Origin of the sequence: Ligilactobacillus hayakitensis DSM 18933 = JCM 14209 (genome assembly GCF_000615845.1) — a bacterium.
In the GTDB taxonomy this organism is placed as follows: domain Bacteria; phylum Bacillota; class Bacilli; order Lactobacillales; family Lactobacillaceae; genus Ligilactobacillus; species Ligilactobacillus hayakitensis.
The window spans coordinates 12549-29073 of the sequence record NZ_BAML01000003.1 but is presented as its reverse complement, the minus strand read 5'-3'; the positions used below and the strand labels follow the sequence as shown (position 1 = coordinate 29073).

Annotated in this window: 11 protein-coding genes and 2 pseudogenes; all 13 read left to right on the top strand. The window is 33.8% G+C overall.

The genetic code is table 11. From position 1 onward, the window contains the following. Positions 1-14 precede the first annotated feature (14 nt). A complete protein-coding gene (locus JCM14209_RS01220; protein WP_025021822.1) occupies positions 15-1724 on the top strand; it encodes a proline--tRNA ligase in 1710 nt (569 codons plus the stop codon). Positions 1725-1793: 69 nt separating this feature from the next. Further along, a pseudogene (locus tag JCM14209_RS08745) lies at positions 1794-6121 on the top strand (PolC-type DNA polymerase III). A 123-nt stretch (positions 6122-6244) separates the two neighbouring features. After that, on the top strand, positions 6245-6718 hold the full coding sequence (rimP, locus tag JCM14209_RS01210; RefSeq protein ID WP_025021821.1) for a ribosome maturation factor RimP: 474 nt from the start codon (positions 6245-6247) through the stop codon (positions 6716-6718). A 22-nt stretch (positions 6719-6740) separates the two neighbouring features. Beyond that, positions 6741-7847, top strand: a complete 1107-nt coding sequence (gene nusA / locus JCM14209_RS01205) for a transcription termination factor NusA (protein WP_025021820.1) — start codon at positions 6741-6743, stop codon at positions 7845-7847. A 2-nt stretch (positions 7848-7849) separates the two neighbouring features. Then, positions 7850-8149 (top strand): RNase P modulator RnpM, encoded by a 300-nt coding sequence (gene rnpM, locus JCM14209_RS01200; protein ID WP_025021819.1) that lies wholly within the window; start codon positions 7850-7852, stop codon positions 8147-8149. Next, entirely contained in the window at positions 8139-8441 is a 303-nt protein-coding gene (locus tag JCM14209_RS01195) for a YlxQ-related RNA-binding protein (protein WP_035519741.1), read from the top strand. The genes rnpM and JCM14209_RS01195 overlap by 11 nt, the downstream gene beginning before the upstream one ends. 70 nt (positions 8442-8511) lie before the next feature. Continuing rightward, positions 8512-10425: a translation initiation factor IF-2 gene (gene infB / locus JCM14209_RS08740; protein WP_275453043.1), complete on the top strand. Its 1914-nt coding sequence runs from the start codon at positions 8512-8514 to the stop codon at positions 10423-10425. A gap of 14 nt (positions 10426-10439) precedes the next feature. After that, positions 10440-10799 (top strand): 30S ribosome-binding factor RbfA, encoded by a 360-nt coding sequence (gene rbfA, locus JCM14209_RS01185; RefSeq protein WP_025021817.1) that lies wholly within the window; start codon positions 10440-10442, stop codon positions 10797-10799. Positions 10800-10897: 98 nt separating this feature from the next. Continuing rightward, positions 10898-11800, top strand: a complete 903-nt coding sequence (gene truB / locus JCM14209_RS01180; RefSeq protein WP_025021816.1) for a tRNA pseudouridine(55) synthase TruB — start codon at positions 10898-10900, stop codon at positions 11798-11800. 10 nt (positions 11801-11810) lie between these two features. Continuing rightward, a complete protein-coding gene (gene ribF, locus JCM14209_RS01175) occupies positions 11811-12746 on the top strand; it encodes a riboflavin biosynthesis protein RibF (protein WP_025021815.1) in 936 nt (311 codons plus the stop codon). A gap of 250 nt (positions 12747-12996) precedes the next feature. Beyond that, positions 12997-14061, top strand: a complete 1065-nt coding sequence (hrcA, locus tag JCM14209_RS01170) for a heat-inducible transcriptional repressor HrcA (RefSeq protein ID WP_025021814.1) — start codon at positions 12997-12999, stop codon at positions 14059-14061. 25 nt (positions 14062-14086) lie between these two features. After that, positions 14087-14635, top strand: a complete 549-nt coding sequence (gene grpE / locus JCM14209_RS01165) for a nucleotide exchange factor GrpE (RefSeq protein WP_025021813.1) — start codon at positions 14087-14089, stop codon at positions 14633-14635. Between the two features lie 30 nt (positions 14636-14665). Further along, positions 14666-16329, top strand: a pseudogene (dnaK, locus tag JCM14209_RS08735) (molecular chaperone DnaK); the annotation flags it as partial. Positions 16330-16525: the final 196 nt, after the last annotated feature.

Genomic DNA, 16525 nt, shown 5'->3' with positions numbered 1-16525 from the left:
AAAGGAAGTTTAAAATGAAGCAATCAAAGATGCTTATACCAACAGTAAAAGAAGTGCCAAGTGATGCTGAAGTTGCTAGCCATCAATTAATGATCCGTGGGGGATATATTAAACAAGTAACCGCTGGAATGTACTCATATTTACCAATGGCACATCGTGTTTTACAAAATATTGAAAAAATTATCCGCGAAGAAATGGAAAAAATTGATGCGGTTGAAATGTTAGTACCAAGTGTTATCCCAGCAGAATTATGGCAAGAATCTGGTCGTTATGACACATACGGACCAACATTGTTTAAATTAAACGATCGTCATGAACGTGATTTTATCTTGGGCCCAACTCATGAAGAAACTTTTACTACAATTGTTAAAGATTCAATTAAATCATATAAGAAATTACCACTTTACTTATACCAAATTCAAATGAAATATCGTGATGAAAATCGTCCAAGATTTGGTTTATTACGTGGACGTGAATTTTTAATGTTAGATGGTTATTCATTCCATGCAGATGAAAGTAGTTTAGAAGAAATTTTTGATAAGACAGACGTTGCTTACCAAAATATTTTTAACCGTGTAGGCTTGAATTTCCGTGGAATTATTGCAGATTCTGGCGCAATGGGTGGTAAAAAGTCAAAAGAATTCCAAGCAATTGCTGAAATTGGTGAAGATACTATTGCATATTCAGATTCATCTGACTACGCTGCTAATATTGAAATGGCAACTAATTTACGTACTGCAAAAGAATCGACAGAAGAATTAAAAGATATGCAAAAGTTGGAAACACCAAATTCTAAGACGATTGATGAAGTTATCGAGTTCTTAAATTCTGATGAAAATCATGCAGTGAAAACACTTCTATATATTGCCGATGATAATCCTGTGATTATCCTATTAAAAGGTAATGATGAATTAAATGAAGTTAAATTGAAGAATTTCTTAGGTGCAGATTTCTTACGTCCTGCTGAAGACAATGAAGCTGCTGATTTATTAGGAGCACATTTTGGTTCTCTTGGTCCAGTAAATGTAAGTGAAGGTGTTCAAATCTTAGCTGATTTGGATGTTGAAAAAATGGTAAATGTGGCTGTTGGGGCCAATGAAGATGGCTTCCACTATATTAATGCTAATCCTGGACGTGATTTTAGAGTGGACGAATACCTTGATTTACGTCAAGTAAAAGAAGGAGACTTATCTCCAGACGGAAACGGGAAACTTAAATTTACACGTGGGATTGAGATTGGTCATATTTTCCAATTAGGAACACGATACTCTGAATCATTTAAAGCAAATGTTTTAGATGAAAATGGACGTGAAGTTGCGATTAAAATGGGTTGTTATGGTATTGGGGTATCTCGTTTACTTTCAGCAATTATCGAACAACACAATGATGAACATGGGATTGCATGGCCAAAGGAAATTGCGCCATTTGATGTACATGTAATTCCTGTTAACGCAAAAAATGAAGTCCAAAGTAACCTAAGTTCACAAATCACTTCAACTTTAGAAAATGCTGGATATAAGGTATTAGAAGATGATCGTAAAGAACGTGCAGGAGTTAAGTTTGCTGATTCTGATTTAATTGGATTACCTATTCGCGTTACAGTTGGTAAAAAAGCTGATGAAGGAATTGTCGAAATTAAATTAAGAAAAACAGGCGAAACTCTTGAAGTTAAAACGGATGAATTATTAAATTCAATTAAAATCTTACTTGAACAAGTAAAATAATTTAATTGAAAAAAATGTAACTGAGGTATATCATATATCTCAGTTATTTTATTTTGAGGAGGAAAATTTGTGGCAGATAAAGCGGAATTATTTGAGAAATTAAAGCAACAAATAAATTGGCAACCTGAAGAATATAATTATTTTCAAAATGCAACAATTGAAAAAGTAGATGTTCACGTTGAAAGTCGTGTATGGGATTTTCATATTCAAGTACAAGACATTCTACCGTTTAAAGAATTTTTCAAATTTTACTCTCAATTAACAGTGGCTTTTAAACACATTGTAAAAGTTAAATTATTTATTAGTACTACCAGTCCAGTTTTGACAAATAAGAATCTGAGCGAATATTGGTCATGGGTTGTAATGAATAGTGGAATTCAATCTCCATTAATACAAAGTATATCAGTAGGAAAAGAACCATATTTCGAAGATGGTAGAGTTAATTTGCTAGCCGAAAATGAAGTGTTGAAAAACTTTTTGACAACACAAGCGCTCGGCCCGATTGAAAGAACTTATCGCGAAGTAGGGTTCCCCAAATTTTCTATTCAAACATTGATAGATGAATCAAAATCTCAAGAAATGATTGAATCTATCAAAAAACGTAAAGAATTAGATGATGCTGAGCTAGCAAAAAAAGCAATTGAAGCAATTCAAAAACAAAATGAACAAAAAAAGAAAACTGCTGCTTCTGTAAATGACGAAGGATTTGTCCAAATTGGAAAGAAAATTTCTGAAGATCAAGCGATAACGCAAATGATTAACATTACAGAAGAAGAAAAATTAGTGGCAGTAGAAGGTTACGTTTTTAGCAAAGAGCTTCGGGAATTACGCTCAGGAAGAAAATTATTAATTTTAGAGATTACAGATTACACTTCATCATTTGTAGTTAAAAAATTCTCACGTAATGAAGAAGACGAAGCATTATTTGATTCATTGAAAAATGGAATGTGGATTAAAGTTAGGGGTAATGTTCAAGAAGATAATTATATGCGTGATTTAGCAATTAATGCTTATGACATTAATGAAGTTAGTCATGAATCACGTGAAGATACAGCTCCAGAAAATGAAAAACGGGTAGAACTTCACGTTCATTCAAATATGAGTATGATGGATGCTACAAATAGTATCTCAGATTATGTTGCTCAAGCTGCTAAATGGGGACATAAAGCAATTGCCATTACTGATCATGGGACGTTGCAGGCTTTTCCTGAGGCACATAGTGCTGGAAAAAAGAATGGTATTAAAATTTTATATGGTGTGGAAGCGAATCTTGTTGATGATGGGACTCCAATCGCTTATAATGATGCTCATGAAAATTTAAAAGATGCCACTTATGTAATTTTTGATACGGAAACAACAGGTTTATCAGCACAATACGATAAAGTTATCGAGTTAGCGGCTGTTAAAATGGAAAAAGGAAATGTGGTTGACACATTTGACGAATTCATTGATCCAGGGCATCCATTATCACAAACAACAATAAACTTAACAAGTATTACGGATGATATGGTTCGAGGGTCTAAATCTGAAGAAGAAGTCTTCAAATTATTCCAAGAGTTTTGTGAAGGGGCAATTATTGTTGGGCATAATGCGACTTTTGATGTTGATTTTATGAATACAGGTTATGAAAGACATAACTTACCAACAATTAAGCAACCTTGGGTAGATACGTTACCTTTAGCACGTTTTTTATATCCTGAGATGAAAGGTTTTAGATTAAACACACTAGCTAAAAAACTAGGAGTTAATTTGGAACATCATCACCGCGCTATTTATGATGCTGAGGCTACAGGTTTGATATATTATGCAATGCTAAATGATGCTGCAGAAGCTGGAATTGAGTTTCATGATGATTTTAACAAGCATGTTGGTGAAAATGATGCTTATAAACATGAACATCCTTCTCATGTAACAATTTTAGCTCAGACCCAAGAGGGATTGAAAAATCTATTTAAATTAGCATCACAATCAATGGTTAAATATTTTTATCGTGTGCCACGAATTACACGTTCATTATTAGATAAGTATCGTGAAGGTCTATTAGTAGGCTCGGCGTGTGCGAACGGGGAAGTTTTCATAGCAATGATGCAAAAAGGATATACAATTGCAAAGCAAAAAGCTGAATATTACGACTTTTTAGAGGTACAACCAAAGAGTTTATATCAACCACTTATTGATCAAGAATTGATAAAAGATAATGATAATTTGGAAGAAATAATTTCGAATATGGTAAAGCTTTCACATGAAATTAATAAGCCATTAGTTGCTTCTGGAGATGTTCATTTTATGAACAAAGAAGATGCAATTTATCGGAAAATATTAATTCATTCTCAAGGGGGGCTAATCCATTAAATCGTTTGAAACGCTTACCAGAGGCATATTTCAGAACAACAAATGAAGTCATGGATGAGTTTGAATTTCTTGGCGAAGATGTGGCAAAGGAAATTGTTGTCCAAAATCCTAATATGATTGCTGATAAAATTGATGAAATTAGTCCTGTGAAAGATAAGTTGTATACACCGCATATGGAAGGTGCAGAAGACGATATTCAAAATTTAACTATGAACACGGCTCATGACTGGTATGGTGAAGATTTACCTGAAATTGTACAAGCTCGTTTAGATAAAGAATTAAAGTCGGTAATTGGAAATGGATTTTCTGTTATTTATTTAATTTCCCAAAAACTGGTTTATAAATCTAACAAAGACGGATATTTAGTTGGGTCTCGTGGATCAGTTGGTTCCAGTTTAGTTGCAACTTTGACAGGAATCACCGAAGTAAATCCATTACCACCTCATTATCGGTGTCCTCAATGTAAATGGTCTCATTTTTATGAAAATGGGGAGTTTGGTTCTGGTTATGATTTGCCTGATAAGAATTGTCCAAATTGTGGTACTGTATTGATTAAAGATGGACAAGAAATTCCGTTTGAAACTTTCTTAGGTTTTAAAGGAAATAAGGTCCCAGATATTGATTTGAATTTCTCAGGAGATTATCAGCCAATTGCCCATAATTATACGAAGGTATTATTTGGAGAAAAAAATGTTTTTAGAGCGGGAACAATAGGTACAGTGGCTGATAAAACGGCATATGGCTATGTTAAAGCATACGAAAGAGATACCGAACAAAATTTACGTGCTGCGGAAATTGATCGCTTAGCTAAGGGTGCAACAGGGGTTAAAAGAACAACTGGACAACACCCAGCCGGTATTTTGGTAGTTCCAGATTATATGGATATCTATGATTTTACACCGATTCAATATCCAGCTGATGATTTAAGTGCTGCTTGGAAAACCACCCACTTTGATTTCCATTCAATTCACGATAATATTTTGAAATTGGATATCCTTGGTCATGATGATCCAACGATGATTCGAATGTTACAAGATTTATCAGGAATCGATCCAAAAACTATACCAACAGATGATCCAGGGGTAATGAAATTATTTTCTGGAACTGATATTTTAGGTGTATCTGAAGAACAATTACAATCAAAAATTGGAACAATGGGAGTCCCTGAATTTGGAACAAAATTTGTTCGTGGAATGTTAGAACAAACACATCCAAAAACTTTTGCTGAACTTGTCAAAATTTCTGGACTATCTCATGGGACTGACGTTTGGTTAGGTAATGCTGAGGAATTAATTAAAAATGGAACTGTTACGATGCCTGAAGTTATTGGATGTCGTGATGATATTATGATGGATTTAATTCACATGGGAGTTGAATCAGATATTGCATTCAAAATCATGGAACACGTACGTAAAGGACGTGGTATTCCTGATGAATGGCAAAAAGAAATGCGAGATTCAAATGTCCCTGAGTGGTATATTGGCGCATGTTTGAAAATCAAATACATGTTCCCTAAGGCCCATGCATCGGCATATGTTTTAATGGCATTACGAATTGCATACTTTAAAGTGTATTATCCACTTGTATACTATGCTGCATATTTTTCTGTTCGTGCAGATGATTTTGATTTAGTAGCAATGGCTCACGGGAAAGAATCAGTTAAAAATGCGATGGCAGAAATTAATGGTAAAGGAAATGAAGCATCAACTAAAGAAAAGAACTTGTTAACGGTGTTAGAAATAGCAAATGAAATGTTAGAACGTGGGTTTGATTTCAAAATGGTAGATATTGAAAAGTCAGATGCAGAAAATTGGATTATTCAAGAAGATGGAAAATCTTTATTAGCTCCATTCTCAGCTATTCCAGGTTTAGGATTAAATGTTGCTAAACAAATTGTTGCAGCAAGAGAAGAACAAGAGTTTATTTCAAAAGAAGACTTAAGCAAGCGAGGAAAAGTTTCTCAATCGTTAATTGAATTTATGACAAATAATCATGTGTTGGATAATCTACCAGATGAAAATCAACTAAGCTTATTTGATATTTAATAATATTTGTGATATTATAAGTTTAACACTAAAGGATTAATTTAGGAGTGAGCAGCAATGCTCACTCTTTTTGTTGAAAAAGACATAGATTCTTTGTTTTAAGATATTTGAGGAGGTTCATACGTGAGTAGTGTTGTTCAAACAGTTACAGAACTTGTAAATCCAATTATAGAAGAGAAAAATTTTGAACTTGTAGATATTGAATTTGTCAAAGAAGGCAAAAGTTGGTATCTAAGAGTTTATATTGATAAAGAAGGCGGTATCAATATTGAAGAATGTGCACTTGTAAGTGACTATCTTAGCGAAAAACTTGATACTTGTGATCCGGATCCAATTCCACAAGCATACTATCTTGAAGTCTCTTCTCCGGGAGCTGAACGCCCATTAAAGAAGGAAAAAGATTATGAACGTGCGTTAAATCAGTATATTCATGTTAAGTTGTATCAAGCAATTGATGGAATCAAGATTTTTGAAGGTACAATGACAGATTTAACAAAAGAATCTTTAACTATTGAATACAAAGATAAAACAAGAACAAAGAGCATTACATTAGATCGTAGTAAAATTGCGAGTGCTCGACTTGCTATCCAATTTTAAAAATCAAGGAGAATAAGTATAAATGAGTAAGGAATTAACAAAAGCTCTCGATGTTTTAGAACAAGAAAAGGGTGTTAAAAAAGAAATCGTAATTGAAGCATTAGAACAAGCTTTGGTTTCAGCATACAAGCGTAACTATGGTCAAGCACAAAACGTAGAAGTTGAATTTGATTCAAAAAAAGGTGATATTCACGTTTATGCAGTTAAGGAAGTTGTCCGTGATGTGTTTGATTCACAATTAGAAATTAGTCTTGACGAAGCACTTGAATTAAATCGAGCATACGAAATTGGAGATTCTATTCGTCAAGAAGTTACTCCAAAAAACTTTGGACGAATCGCTGCACAAACAGCAAAACAAGTAATTATGCAACGTGTTCGTGAAGAAGAAAGAGCAATTATTTATAATGAATATGTACAATATGAACAAGAAATTGTAACTGGTGAAGTTGAACGTCGTGATGCTAAGTTTGTATACGTTAATTTAGGGAAATTAGAAGCTGTATTATCTCGTCAAGATCAAATTCCTGGTGAAGAATACAATTCTCATGATAAGGTAAAAGTATACATCTACAAAGTAGAAAATACATCAAAGGGTCCTCAAGTATTTGTTAGTCGTTCACATCCCGATTTATTACGTCGTTTATTTGAACAAGAAATTCCAGAAATTTTTGATGGAACTGTTGAAATTGTTTCAATTGCACGTGAAGCCGGAGATCGCGCGAAAGTTGCAGTACGTTCTAACGAAGATGGCGTTGATCCAGTGGGTACATGTGTTGGTCCTCGTGGTGAACGTGTTCAAGCAATCGTTAATGAACTTAAAGGTGAAAACATGGATATTGTTGAATGGCAAGAAAATCCAGCAGATTTTATTGCTAATGCATTAAATCCAGCCCATGTATTAGATGTTCAATTTGACCCAGAAAACGATCGTGCATGTACTGTTGTTGTACCAGATGACCAATTATCATTAGCAATTGGTAAGCGTGGTCAAAACGCTCGTTTAGCTGCAAAATTAACAGGATACAAAATTGATATTAAGTCAGAATCAGATGCTCAAGATTTATTTAATGAAAATGCATCAACTGATGAAAATTTGGAAGATGTTTTTGAATTAAACGAGGAGGAATAACTATGGTACAACGTAAGATTCCAATGCGTAAAGACATCGTTTCAGGTGAAATGATTCCTAAAAAACAATTAGTAAGAGTTGTAAAAAATAAAGAAGGCGAAGTAAGCATTGATCCGACTGGAAAAAAATCTGGTCGTGGAGCATATATTAGTCTTGAAGTTCAAACAGCTGAAAAAGCAAAGAAAGATCGTACTTTTGATAAAGCTTTTGGTTTGAAAGTGCAAGACGAATTTTATGATGAATTAATTGCTTATGTAGATCATCAAGTAGAAAGAGCAAAATTATTTGGAAATGATAAATAATAAGGTATTATCATTACTTGGATTAGCCAAAAGGGCAAATAAAGTAGTGACAGGGCAAGATATTGTTTTAAAAAATATTAGAAATAATAAAGTTAATCTTGTTTTTATAGCTAATGATAGTGGTAAAAGTACATTGAAAAAATTTACAGATAAATGTAATTTTTATCAAATTGATATTGATACGACATTTAGTAAACAAGATTTAAGTGATGCTATTGGATCCAAGCGATCAATCATAGGGATTACTGATCGTGGATTTTCTAAAAAAATGAAACAATTATTAGATGACTAAACCTCTGTATAGCACCAGCTCTCAAAAAATAAAAATTAAAATAGTTTATAGAAAGGTGCAGGGATAAAGTATGAAAGAAAATAATTTTAAATCTGGACAAAGAAATAAGAATAACAATGGCCGTTTTAACAATAAGAATGGCAAGTTTAATAAGAACAAAAAAAATAATAAGCGTGGGGCAAACAAAACTGTAAAGCCAGTTACACAACGTAAGAATAAGCCACTTCCAGAAGTATTAGTTTATACAGAAGGAATGAACGTTGCTGATATTGCTAAAAAGATTCATAGAGAACCAGCAGAAATCATTAAGAAGTTATTCTTAATGGGAGTAATGGTTAACCAAAACCAATCATTAGACAAGGATACAATTGAACTATTAGCTGCTGACTATGGAATTAATGCTGAAGAAAAGGTTGAAGTAGACGTTGCTGATATCGATAAATTCTTTGAAGATGAAGAAAAGAATACTGATAACTTAGTTTCAAGACCACCTGTTGTTACTATCATGGGGCACGTTGACCACGGAAAAACAACATTACTTGATAAATTAAGAAATTCACATATTACTGATGGTGAAGCTGGTGGAATTACGCAACATATTGGGGCTTACCAAGTACGACATGGTGAAAAGATTATTACATTCTTAGATACACCAGGTCACGCCGCTTTTACTAACATGCGTGCTCGAGGGGCTGACATTACTGATATTACAGTTTTAGTTGTTGCGGCAGATGATGGGGTTATGCCTCAAACAATTGAAGCTATTAACCACGCAAAAGCTGCTGGGGTGCCAATTATTGTTGCGGTAAACAAGATTGATAAGCCGGGTGCAAATCCTAACCATGTTATGGAACAATTAACAGAATACGAATTGATTCCTGAAGCTTGGGGTGGAGATACAATCTTTGTAGAAATTTCAGCTAAGTTTGGTAAAAATCTCGATGAATTACTAGATATGATTTTATTAGAAGCTGAAATTCTTGAATTAAAAGCAAACCCTGACCAACGTGGTGCAGGTTCAGTTATTGAAGCTCGTTTAGATAAAGGTAAAGGTTCAGTGGCTTCATTACTTGTACAACATGGAACTCTTCATGTTGGGGATCCTATTGTTGTAGGGAATACCTTTGGTAAAGTACGTACAATGACAGATGCGCGTGGACACGAAATTAAAAAAGCAACCCCAGCCACTCCTGTAGAAATTACAGGACTTAATGATGTTCCTGATTCTGGTGATCGCTTTGTAGCATTCGAAGATGAAAAAACAGCTCGTGCTGCGGGTGAAAAACGTGCTGAACGTGCTTTAATTAAGGAACGTAGCCAAAAGAATCACGTTACCCTTGATAACTTGTTTGATACCCTAAAAGAAGGGGAAATGAAAGAAGTTGCAGTAATTATTAAGGCTGATGTACAAGGATCTGTTGAAGCTATTGCTCAAAGCTTTAAGAAAATTGAAGTTGAAGGTGTTCGTGTTAATATTATTCACCAAGCGGTAGGTGCTATTAATGAAAGTGATGTTACCCTTGCTGAAGCTTCAAATGCTATTATTGTCGGATTCAATGTACGTCCTACACCACTTGCAAAACAACAAGCTGAAACAGATAAAGTAGATATTCGTTTACACAGAGTTATTTATAAAGCTATTGACGAAATTGAAACAGCCATGAAAGGTATGCTTGAACCTGAATATCAAGAAAAGATTACAGGACAAGTTGAAATTCGTGAAACATATAAGGTATCAAAACTTGGTACAATTGGTGGTGGATATGTAATTGATGGTTACATTCGCCGTGATAGCGGAGTTCGTGTAATTCGTGATGGAATTGTTATTTATGAAGGCGAACTTGCTTCACTAAAACGTTTCAAAGATGATGTTAAAGAAGTTAAACAAGGTTATGAATGTGGTTTAATGATTGAAAAGTACAATGATATTAAGATTGGTGATCAAATCGAAGCCTACATTATGGAAGAAGTTCCTGTTAAGTAATCTAGGAGGAAGTTATGGCACAACACTTTAGAGTTGGAAGATTGTCACAAGAAATCCAAAGAGAAGTTAATGATATTTTATTAAAACGCGTACGCGATCCACGTGTGCAAGATGTTACAATTACTGGAGTTGAAGTCTCAGGTGATTTACAACATGCTAAAATTTATTACAGCATTCTCTCAGATAAGGCCTCTGCTGAACAAAAAGTTCAAGCCGGACTTGATAAAGCAACAAACTTAATTCGTGGAGAATTAGGACATCGTTTGAGTATCTATGTAACTCCAGAAATTAAATTTGAGCGTGATAAATCTGTTCAATATGGGGACCATATTGATGAATTATTAAGAAAATTACACAGTAGTGACCGCTTTTAAAAATTAAGTTAAAAATGGTCAAAGAATTATTTTTCAAGATATTCAAAAAAAGGATGGGATGCTCCCGTCCTTTTTTTTATAGAAAGGATAATTTAGTGATGGATGGAATTTTACCGTTATATAAAGAACGTGGAATGACAAGTAATGATGCTGTCATAAAATGTCGAAGAATTTTTAAAACAAGAAAAATCGGACATAGTGGAACGCTTGATCCAATGGTTGATGGAGTACTTCCAATTTGTGTAGGGAAAGCAACAAAAGTAGTTAATTATTTGATGGATTCCGGAAAAATATATTGTGGAAGTATAACTTTAGGTTTTTCAACTACAACCGAAGATTTAGAAGGTGAGGAAGTTGAGCGTGTAAAACTAACTTATCCGTTTTCAAATGAAGCAATTAATGAAGCAATGGAAAGTTTAACTGGAGAAATTACGCAAATTCCACCTATGTACTCAGCCGTGAAGGTAAATGGTCGTAGATTATATGAATACGCACGGGCTGGTGAAGAAGTAAAGCGACCAAAAAGAATTGCTAAAATTGAGTATTTCAAACAAACTAGAGAAACGCAATTTAATGAAGATGGAACCCAAACAATCTATTTTGAAGTTGGATGTGGTAAAGGAACATATGTTAGAACTCTTGCGGTTGATTTAGGGAAAAAACTTGGGGTTCCCGCTGTAATGAGCGATTTAACACGTTTGAAAAGTGGAGGCTTTACAATTGGTCAAGCTAAATCGTTATCACAATTAGAAGAACTCCTTGAAAATGGTGGTTTAGAAAAAGCATTATATGGAATCGACCATGCCACTAAAGAATTACCTAAATTTAATTTATCAACCAAGCAGTGGAATTTCGTAAAAAATGGTGGCAGTATTAAAATTAATGCTTTAGTACCTGAAAAACGAGTTAATTTATATTATGATAACCGTTATAGATGTATTTACCAATATGATGAAAACAAGAGCGTTTATAAGCCAGAAAAAATGATTGATCTAAGTTAGGGATGAATTGATGGAAACTATTGAAATAAATGGTCTGATAGAAAAAAGCGCAATTAAACAATCAGGGATTACTTTAGTACTTGGATTTTTTGATGGAGTGCATTTAGGGCACCAAAATTTGTTGAATGTTGCTAGAAAAGTTTCAAAAAAAGATAACACCAAAGTCGCAGTTATGACGTTTAATCAGCATCCAAGTGTTACGATTTCAGGTAAAAAACAAGATGACTTTGAGTATTTAACGCCTATGATAGAAAAAAAGGCAATATTTGAAGAATTAGGTGTAAATATTTTATATGTTGTTGATTTTAATCAAAATTTTAAAAACTTGAGTCCTAAGGAATTTGTGGAGAATTATCTTATTCGACTAAATGCAAAAAATATTATTGTCGGGCAAGATTATACTTTTGGAAATAAATCATCAGGCAACGTTAAAATATTAAACGAACTTTCTGAGAACCGTTACAAAGTTTATCAAGTAGATTTTCTAACAGAAAATCATCAAAAAATCGGCTCGACACAATTAAGAAAGTTGGTTGACAGTGGCAACATGGAAGATGCAACTAAAATGTTAGGAAGACCATATTCAATGGTTGGAGAGGTTGTTCATGGTTTTCAACGAGGAAGGAAATTAGGATTTCCTACTTTAAATATTGAACCTGTTGCAAATAAGCGGATTCCAGCTGAAGGGGTGTATGCGGTTCAGGTTGAAGTGCAAGGCCTAATCTATAATGGGATGGCATCCATTGGGAGAAATGAAACGTTTGGCCAAGGTTTGAAAAAAACAATTGAGATTAATTTATTTGATTTTAATCGCACGATATATGGACAAACTGTAAAAGTTTATTGGTTTAAAAAAATTAGAGATATGGTAGCATTTGAAAATATTGATCAATTAATTAATCAATTGCAAGCTGACAAAAGTAAAGTAAAGCTTTATTTTAGTTAGATAATCAAACTAGAAAAATTATATTTTATTTAAACTTTGAAAAAATCATTAAAACCGTTAGAAATCAATGTTTTAAACAATAGGATTTCTAGCGGTTTTATAATTTTATGGTATATTTTATTAAAATTTAGCACTCGATATATTTATCTGCTAAAAATATTGTTAAATCCCTTGACTATTAGCATATTGTAGTTTATATTAATAATTGACTTAGCACTTAAATGTGCTAAGTGCTAATAGAGGTGATTGGATGCTAACAGAAAGACAATTATTGATTTTAGAAACAATAATTCGTGACTACACTAATTTAGATCAACCAATCGGATCTAAGACCTTACAGCAGCAATTACCTGTTCATGTTAGTACAGCAACTATTCGTAATGAAATGGCTGCACTAGAAAAACTAGGATTTATCATGAAGGAACATTCAAGTTCTGGTAGAATTCCTTCGATTAAGGGATATCGTTACTATGTTGATAATATGATAAAGCCTGCGACTATTGATTCGAATTCACTTAAAGGAATTCAAAATTTCTTTGGAACTAAGTATCATAAAGTGGATGAATTGATAGAAATGTCAGCAGGGATTTTATCTGATTTAACAAACTATACTACGATTGCGCTTAAGCCGGAAAAAAGTGATTTGACCCTTCAAGGATTTAGAATGGTTCCTTTGGAAAATGGACAGGTAATGGTAATATTAGTTGCTAGTGATGGGACGGTAGAAAGTCAAGTTTATAATATTCCTGTAGGCATAAATGGAGAGGCAATTGAATCAGTAATCTCATTGATTAATGATCAATTAGTCGGATTACCGTTAAAAAATCTTACTTCTAAATTGCTTGAAATATTGCCACATTTAACGAAGTATCTTCAAGATCCAAATGCATTTATAGATGTTTTTGGGGATGTGTTGAATAAAGCGATTAGCGAACAGTTTTATGTGGGTGGAAAGCGTAATTTGTTAAATAATGTTAAAAACGACAATATTGAGCAAATTAAGTCATTGTACTCTTTAGTTGATAAAAGTCCAGGTAAAATTGAAGAAATTGTCGATAATTCTAAGAAATTAAAAACTGGTGGAAATAGTGATATTTCAGTTGCAATTGGAGATGAATTAACAAATCAATTATTACTGGATTATAGTGTTATTTCAGCAAAGTATGATGTCGGAAATTTTGGTAAGGGAGTAATAGCAATCCTTGGTCCAACAAATATGCCGTATTCTAAAATGATTGGCATTTTAGGAGCATTTCAGGAAGAACTAACTAAAAAGTTAGTTGAATTTTATAAAGATTTCAATTCTAGCAATTAGAGTTGAGAGTGAAAGGAGCACTAGAGTGTCAGAAGAAAATAAAGAAGATAAAGTAGTTGATCAAACAGAAACTACACAAGAAAAAGCTGAAACTGAAGAAGTATCAGTAGAAGAAAGTCTAAAGACACAATTGGCGGAAGCTCAAACAAAATACGACGAAATGGAAGATAAATATTTAAGAGCAGAAGCTGAAATCGCTAATATGACACAACGTTTCAAAAAAGAACAAGAAATGTTGTTGAAATATGAAGGGCAAGATTTAGCACGTGATATCCTTCCTGTAATTGATAACTTGAATCGAGCATTACAAATACAAGCCGATGATGAAGCGTCACAACAATTGAAAAAAGGAATCGAAATGGTTGCGCGTGATATGGAAAAAGCACTATCTTCAAATAACGTAACAAAAATTGATTCACTTGGCCAAAAGTTTGATCCAACTTTACATCAAGCTGTTCAAACCGTACCGGTTGAGGACGGACAAGATCCAGAAACAGTGGTTCAAGTATTTCAAGATGGATATAAATTAAAAGATCGAGTATTACGTCCAGCAATGGTTGTTGTTGCTCAATAAATCATTTATTTAAAATAAGAGGTAATTAATATGTCAAAGATTATTGGTATTGACTTAGGTACAACTAACTCAGCAGTTGCTGTTTTAGAAGGTAAAGAAGCTAAAATTATTACAAACCCAGAAGGAAACCGAACAACTCCTTCAGTAGTATCATTTAAAAATGGTGAAACACAAGTAGGTGAAGTTGCTAAGCGTTCTGCAATTACAAACCCAAATACAATTTCATCAATTAAGCGCCACATGGGTGAAGAAGGATACAAAGTTGAAATCGAAGGCAAACAATATACTCCTCAAGAAATTTCAGCTATGGTATTACAATACATTAAAGACTATGCTGAAAGTTACTTGGGTGAAGAAGTAACTCAAGCTGTTATCACAGTTCCTGCATACTTTAACGATGCTCAACGTCAAGCAACAAAAGATGCTGGTAAAATTGCTGGTTTAACTGTTGAACGTATCGTTAATGAACCAACTGCAGCTGCTTTAGCATACGGTTTAGATAAACAAGACAGAGACGAAAAAGTTCTTGTATTTGACCTTGGTGGTGGTACATTTGACGTTTCAATTCTTGAATTAGGTGACGGTGTATTCCAAGTATTATCTACTAATGGGGACACACACCTTGGTGGGGATGACTTTGATAATAAGATTATCGATTGGTTAGTAGAAAACTTTAAAGCAGAAAACGGCATCGATTTATCTCAAGATAAGATGGCTATGCAACGTTTGAAAGATGCAGCAGAAAAGGCTAAAAAAGATCTTTCAGGTACAACAGAAGCTCAAATTTCACTTCCATTTATCGCAGCCGGTGAAGCAGGACCTGTTCACTTGGAAACAGCATTATCTCGTGGTAAATTTAATGAATTAACTGCTGATTTAGTTGAAAGAACTAAGATTCCTGTTAGAAATGCATTGCAAGACGCAGGCTTAACTTTCTCAGATATCGATGAAGTTATTTTAGTTGGTGGTTCAACTCGTATTCCAGCTGTTAAAGAAGCTGTTAAAGAAGAAACTGGTCAAACACCAAATGAATCAGTAAACCCTGACGAAGCAGTTGCTTTAGGTGCTGCTGTTCAAGGTGGGGTTATTACTGGTGATGTTAAAGATGTTGTTTTACTTGATGTTACACCACTTTCATTAGGTATTGAAACAATGGGTGGCGTATTTACAAAATTAATTGACCGTAATACAACAATTCCAACATCAAAATCACAAGTATTCTCAACTGCTGCTGATAACCAACCTGCAGTTGATATCCATGTATTACAAGGGGAACGTCCAATGGCTGCTGACAATAAGACGTTAGGTCGTTTCCAATTAACAGATATTCCTGCTGCACCTCGTGGTATTCCTCAAATCGAAGTTAAATTCGATATTGATAAAAACGGGATTGTTAATGTATCTGCTAAAGATTTAGGAACAAATAAAGAACAAAAAATTACAATTAAGAGTTCATCTGTCTTTCAGACGAAGAAATTGATCGCATGGTTAAAGAAGCTAAGGAAAACGAAGAAGCTGATAAGAAGCGTAAAGAAGAAGTTGACTTACGTAACGAAGTAGATCAATTATTATTCCAAACAGATAAGACATTAAAAGAAATTGAAGGCAAAGTTTCTGAAGATGAAATTAAGAAGGTAAATGATGCTAAAGATGCTTTGAAGAAGGCACAAGAAGCAAATAACATCGAAGAAATGAAGTCTAAAAAAGATGAATTAACACAAATCGTTCAAGATATGTCAGTTAAATTATATCAACAAGCACAAGAAGCACAACAAGCTGCAGGCGGCGCTCAAGATACTAATGCAAATTCATCAGATGACAATACTGTTGATGGTGACTTCAAGGAAGTAGATCCTGAAAAATAATTTGTAATTTAGATTAAGGCCATGT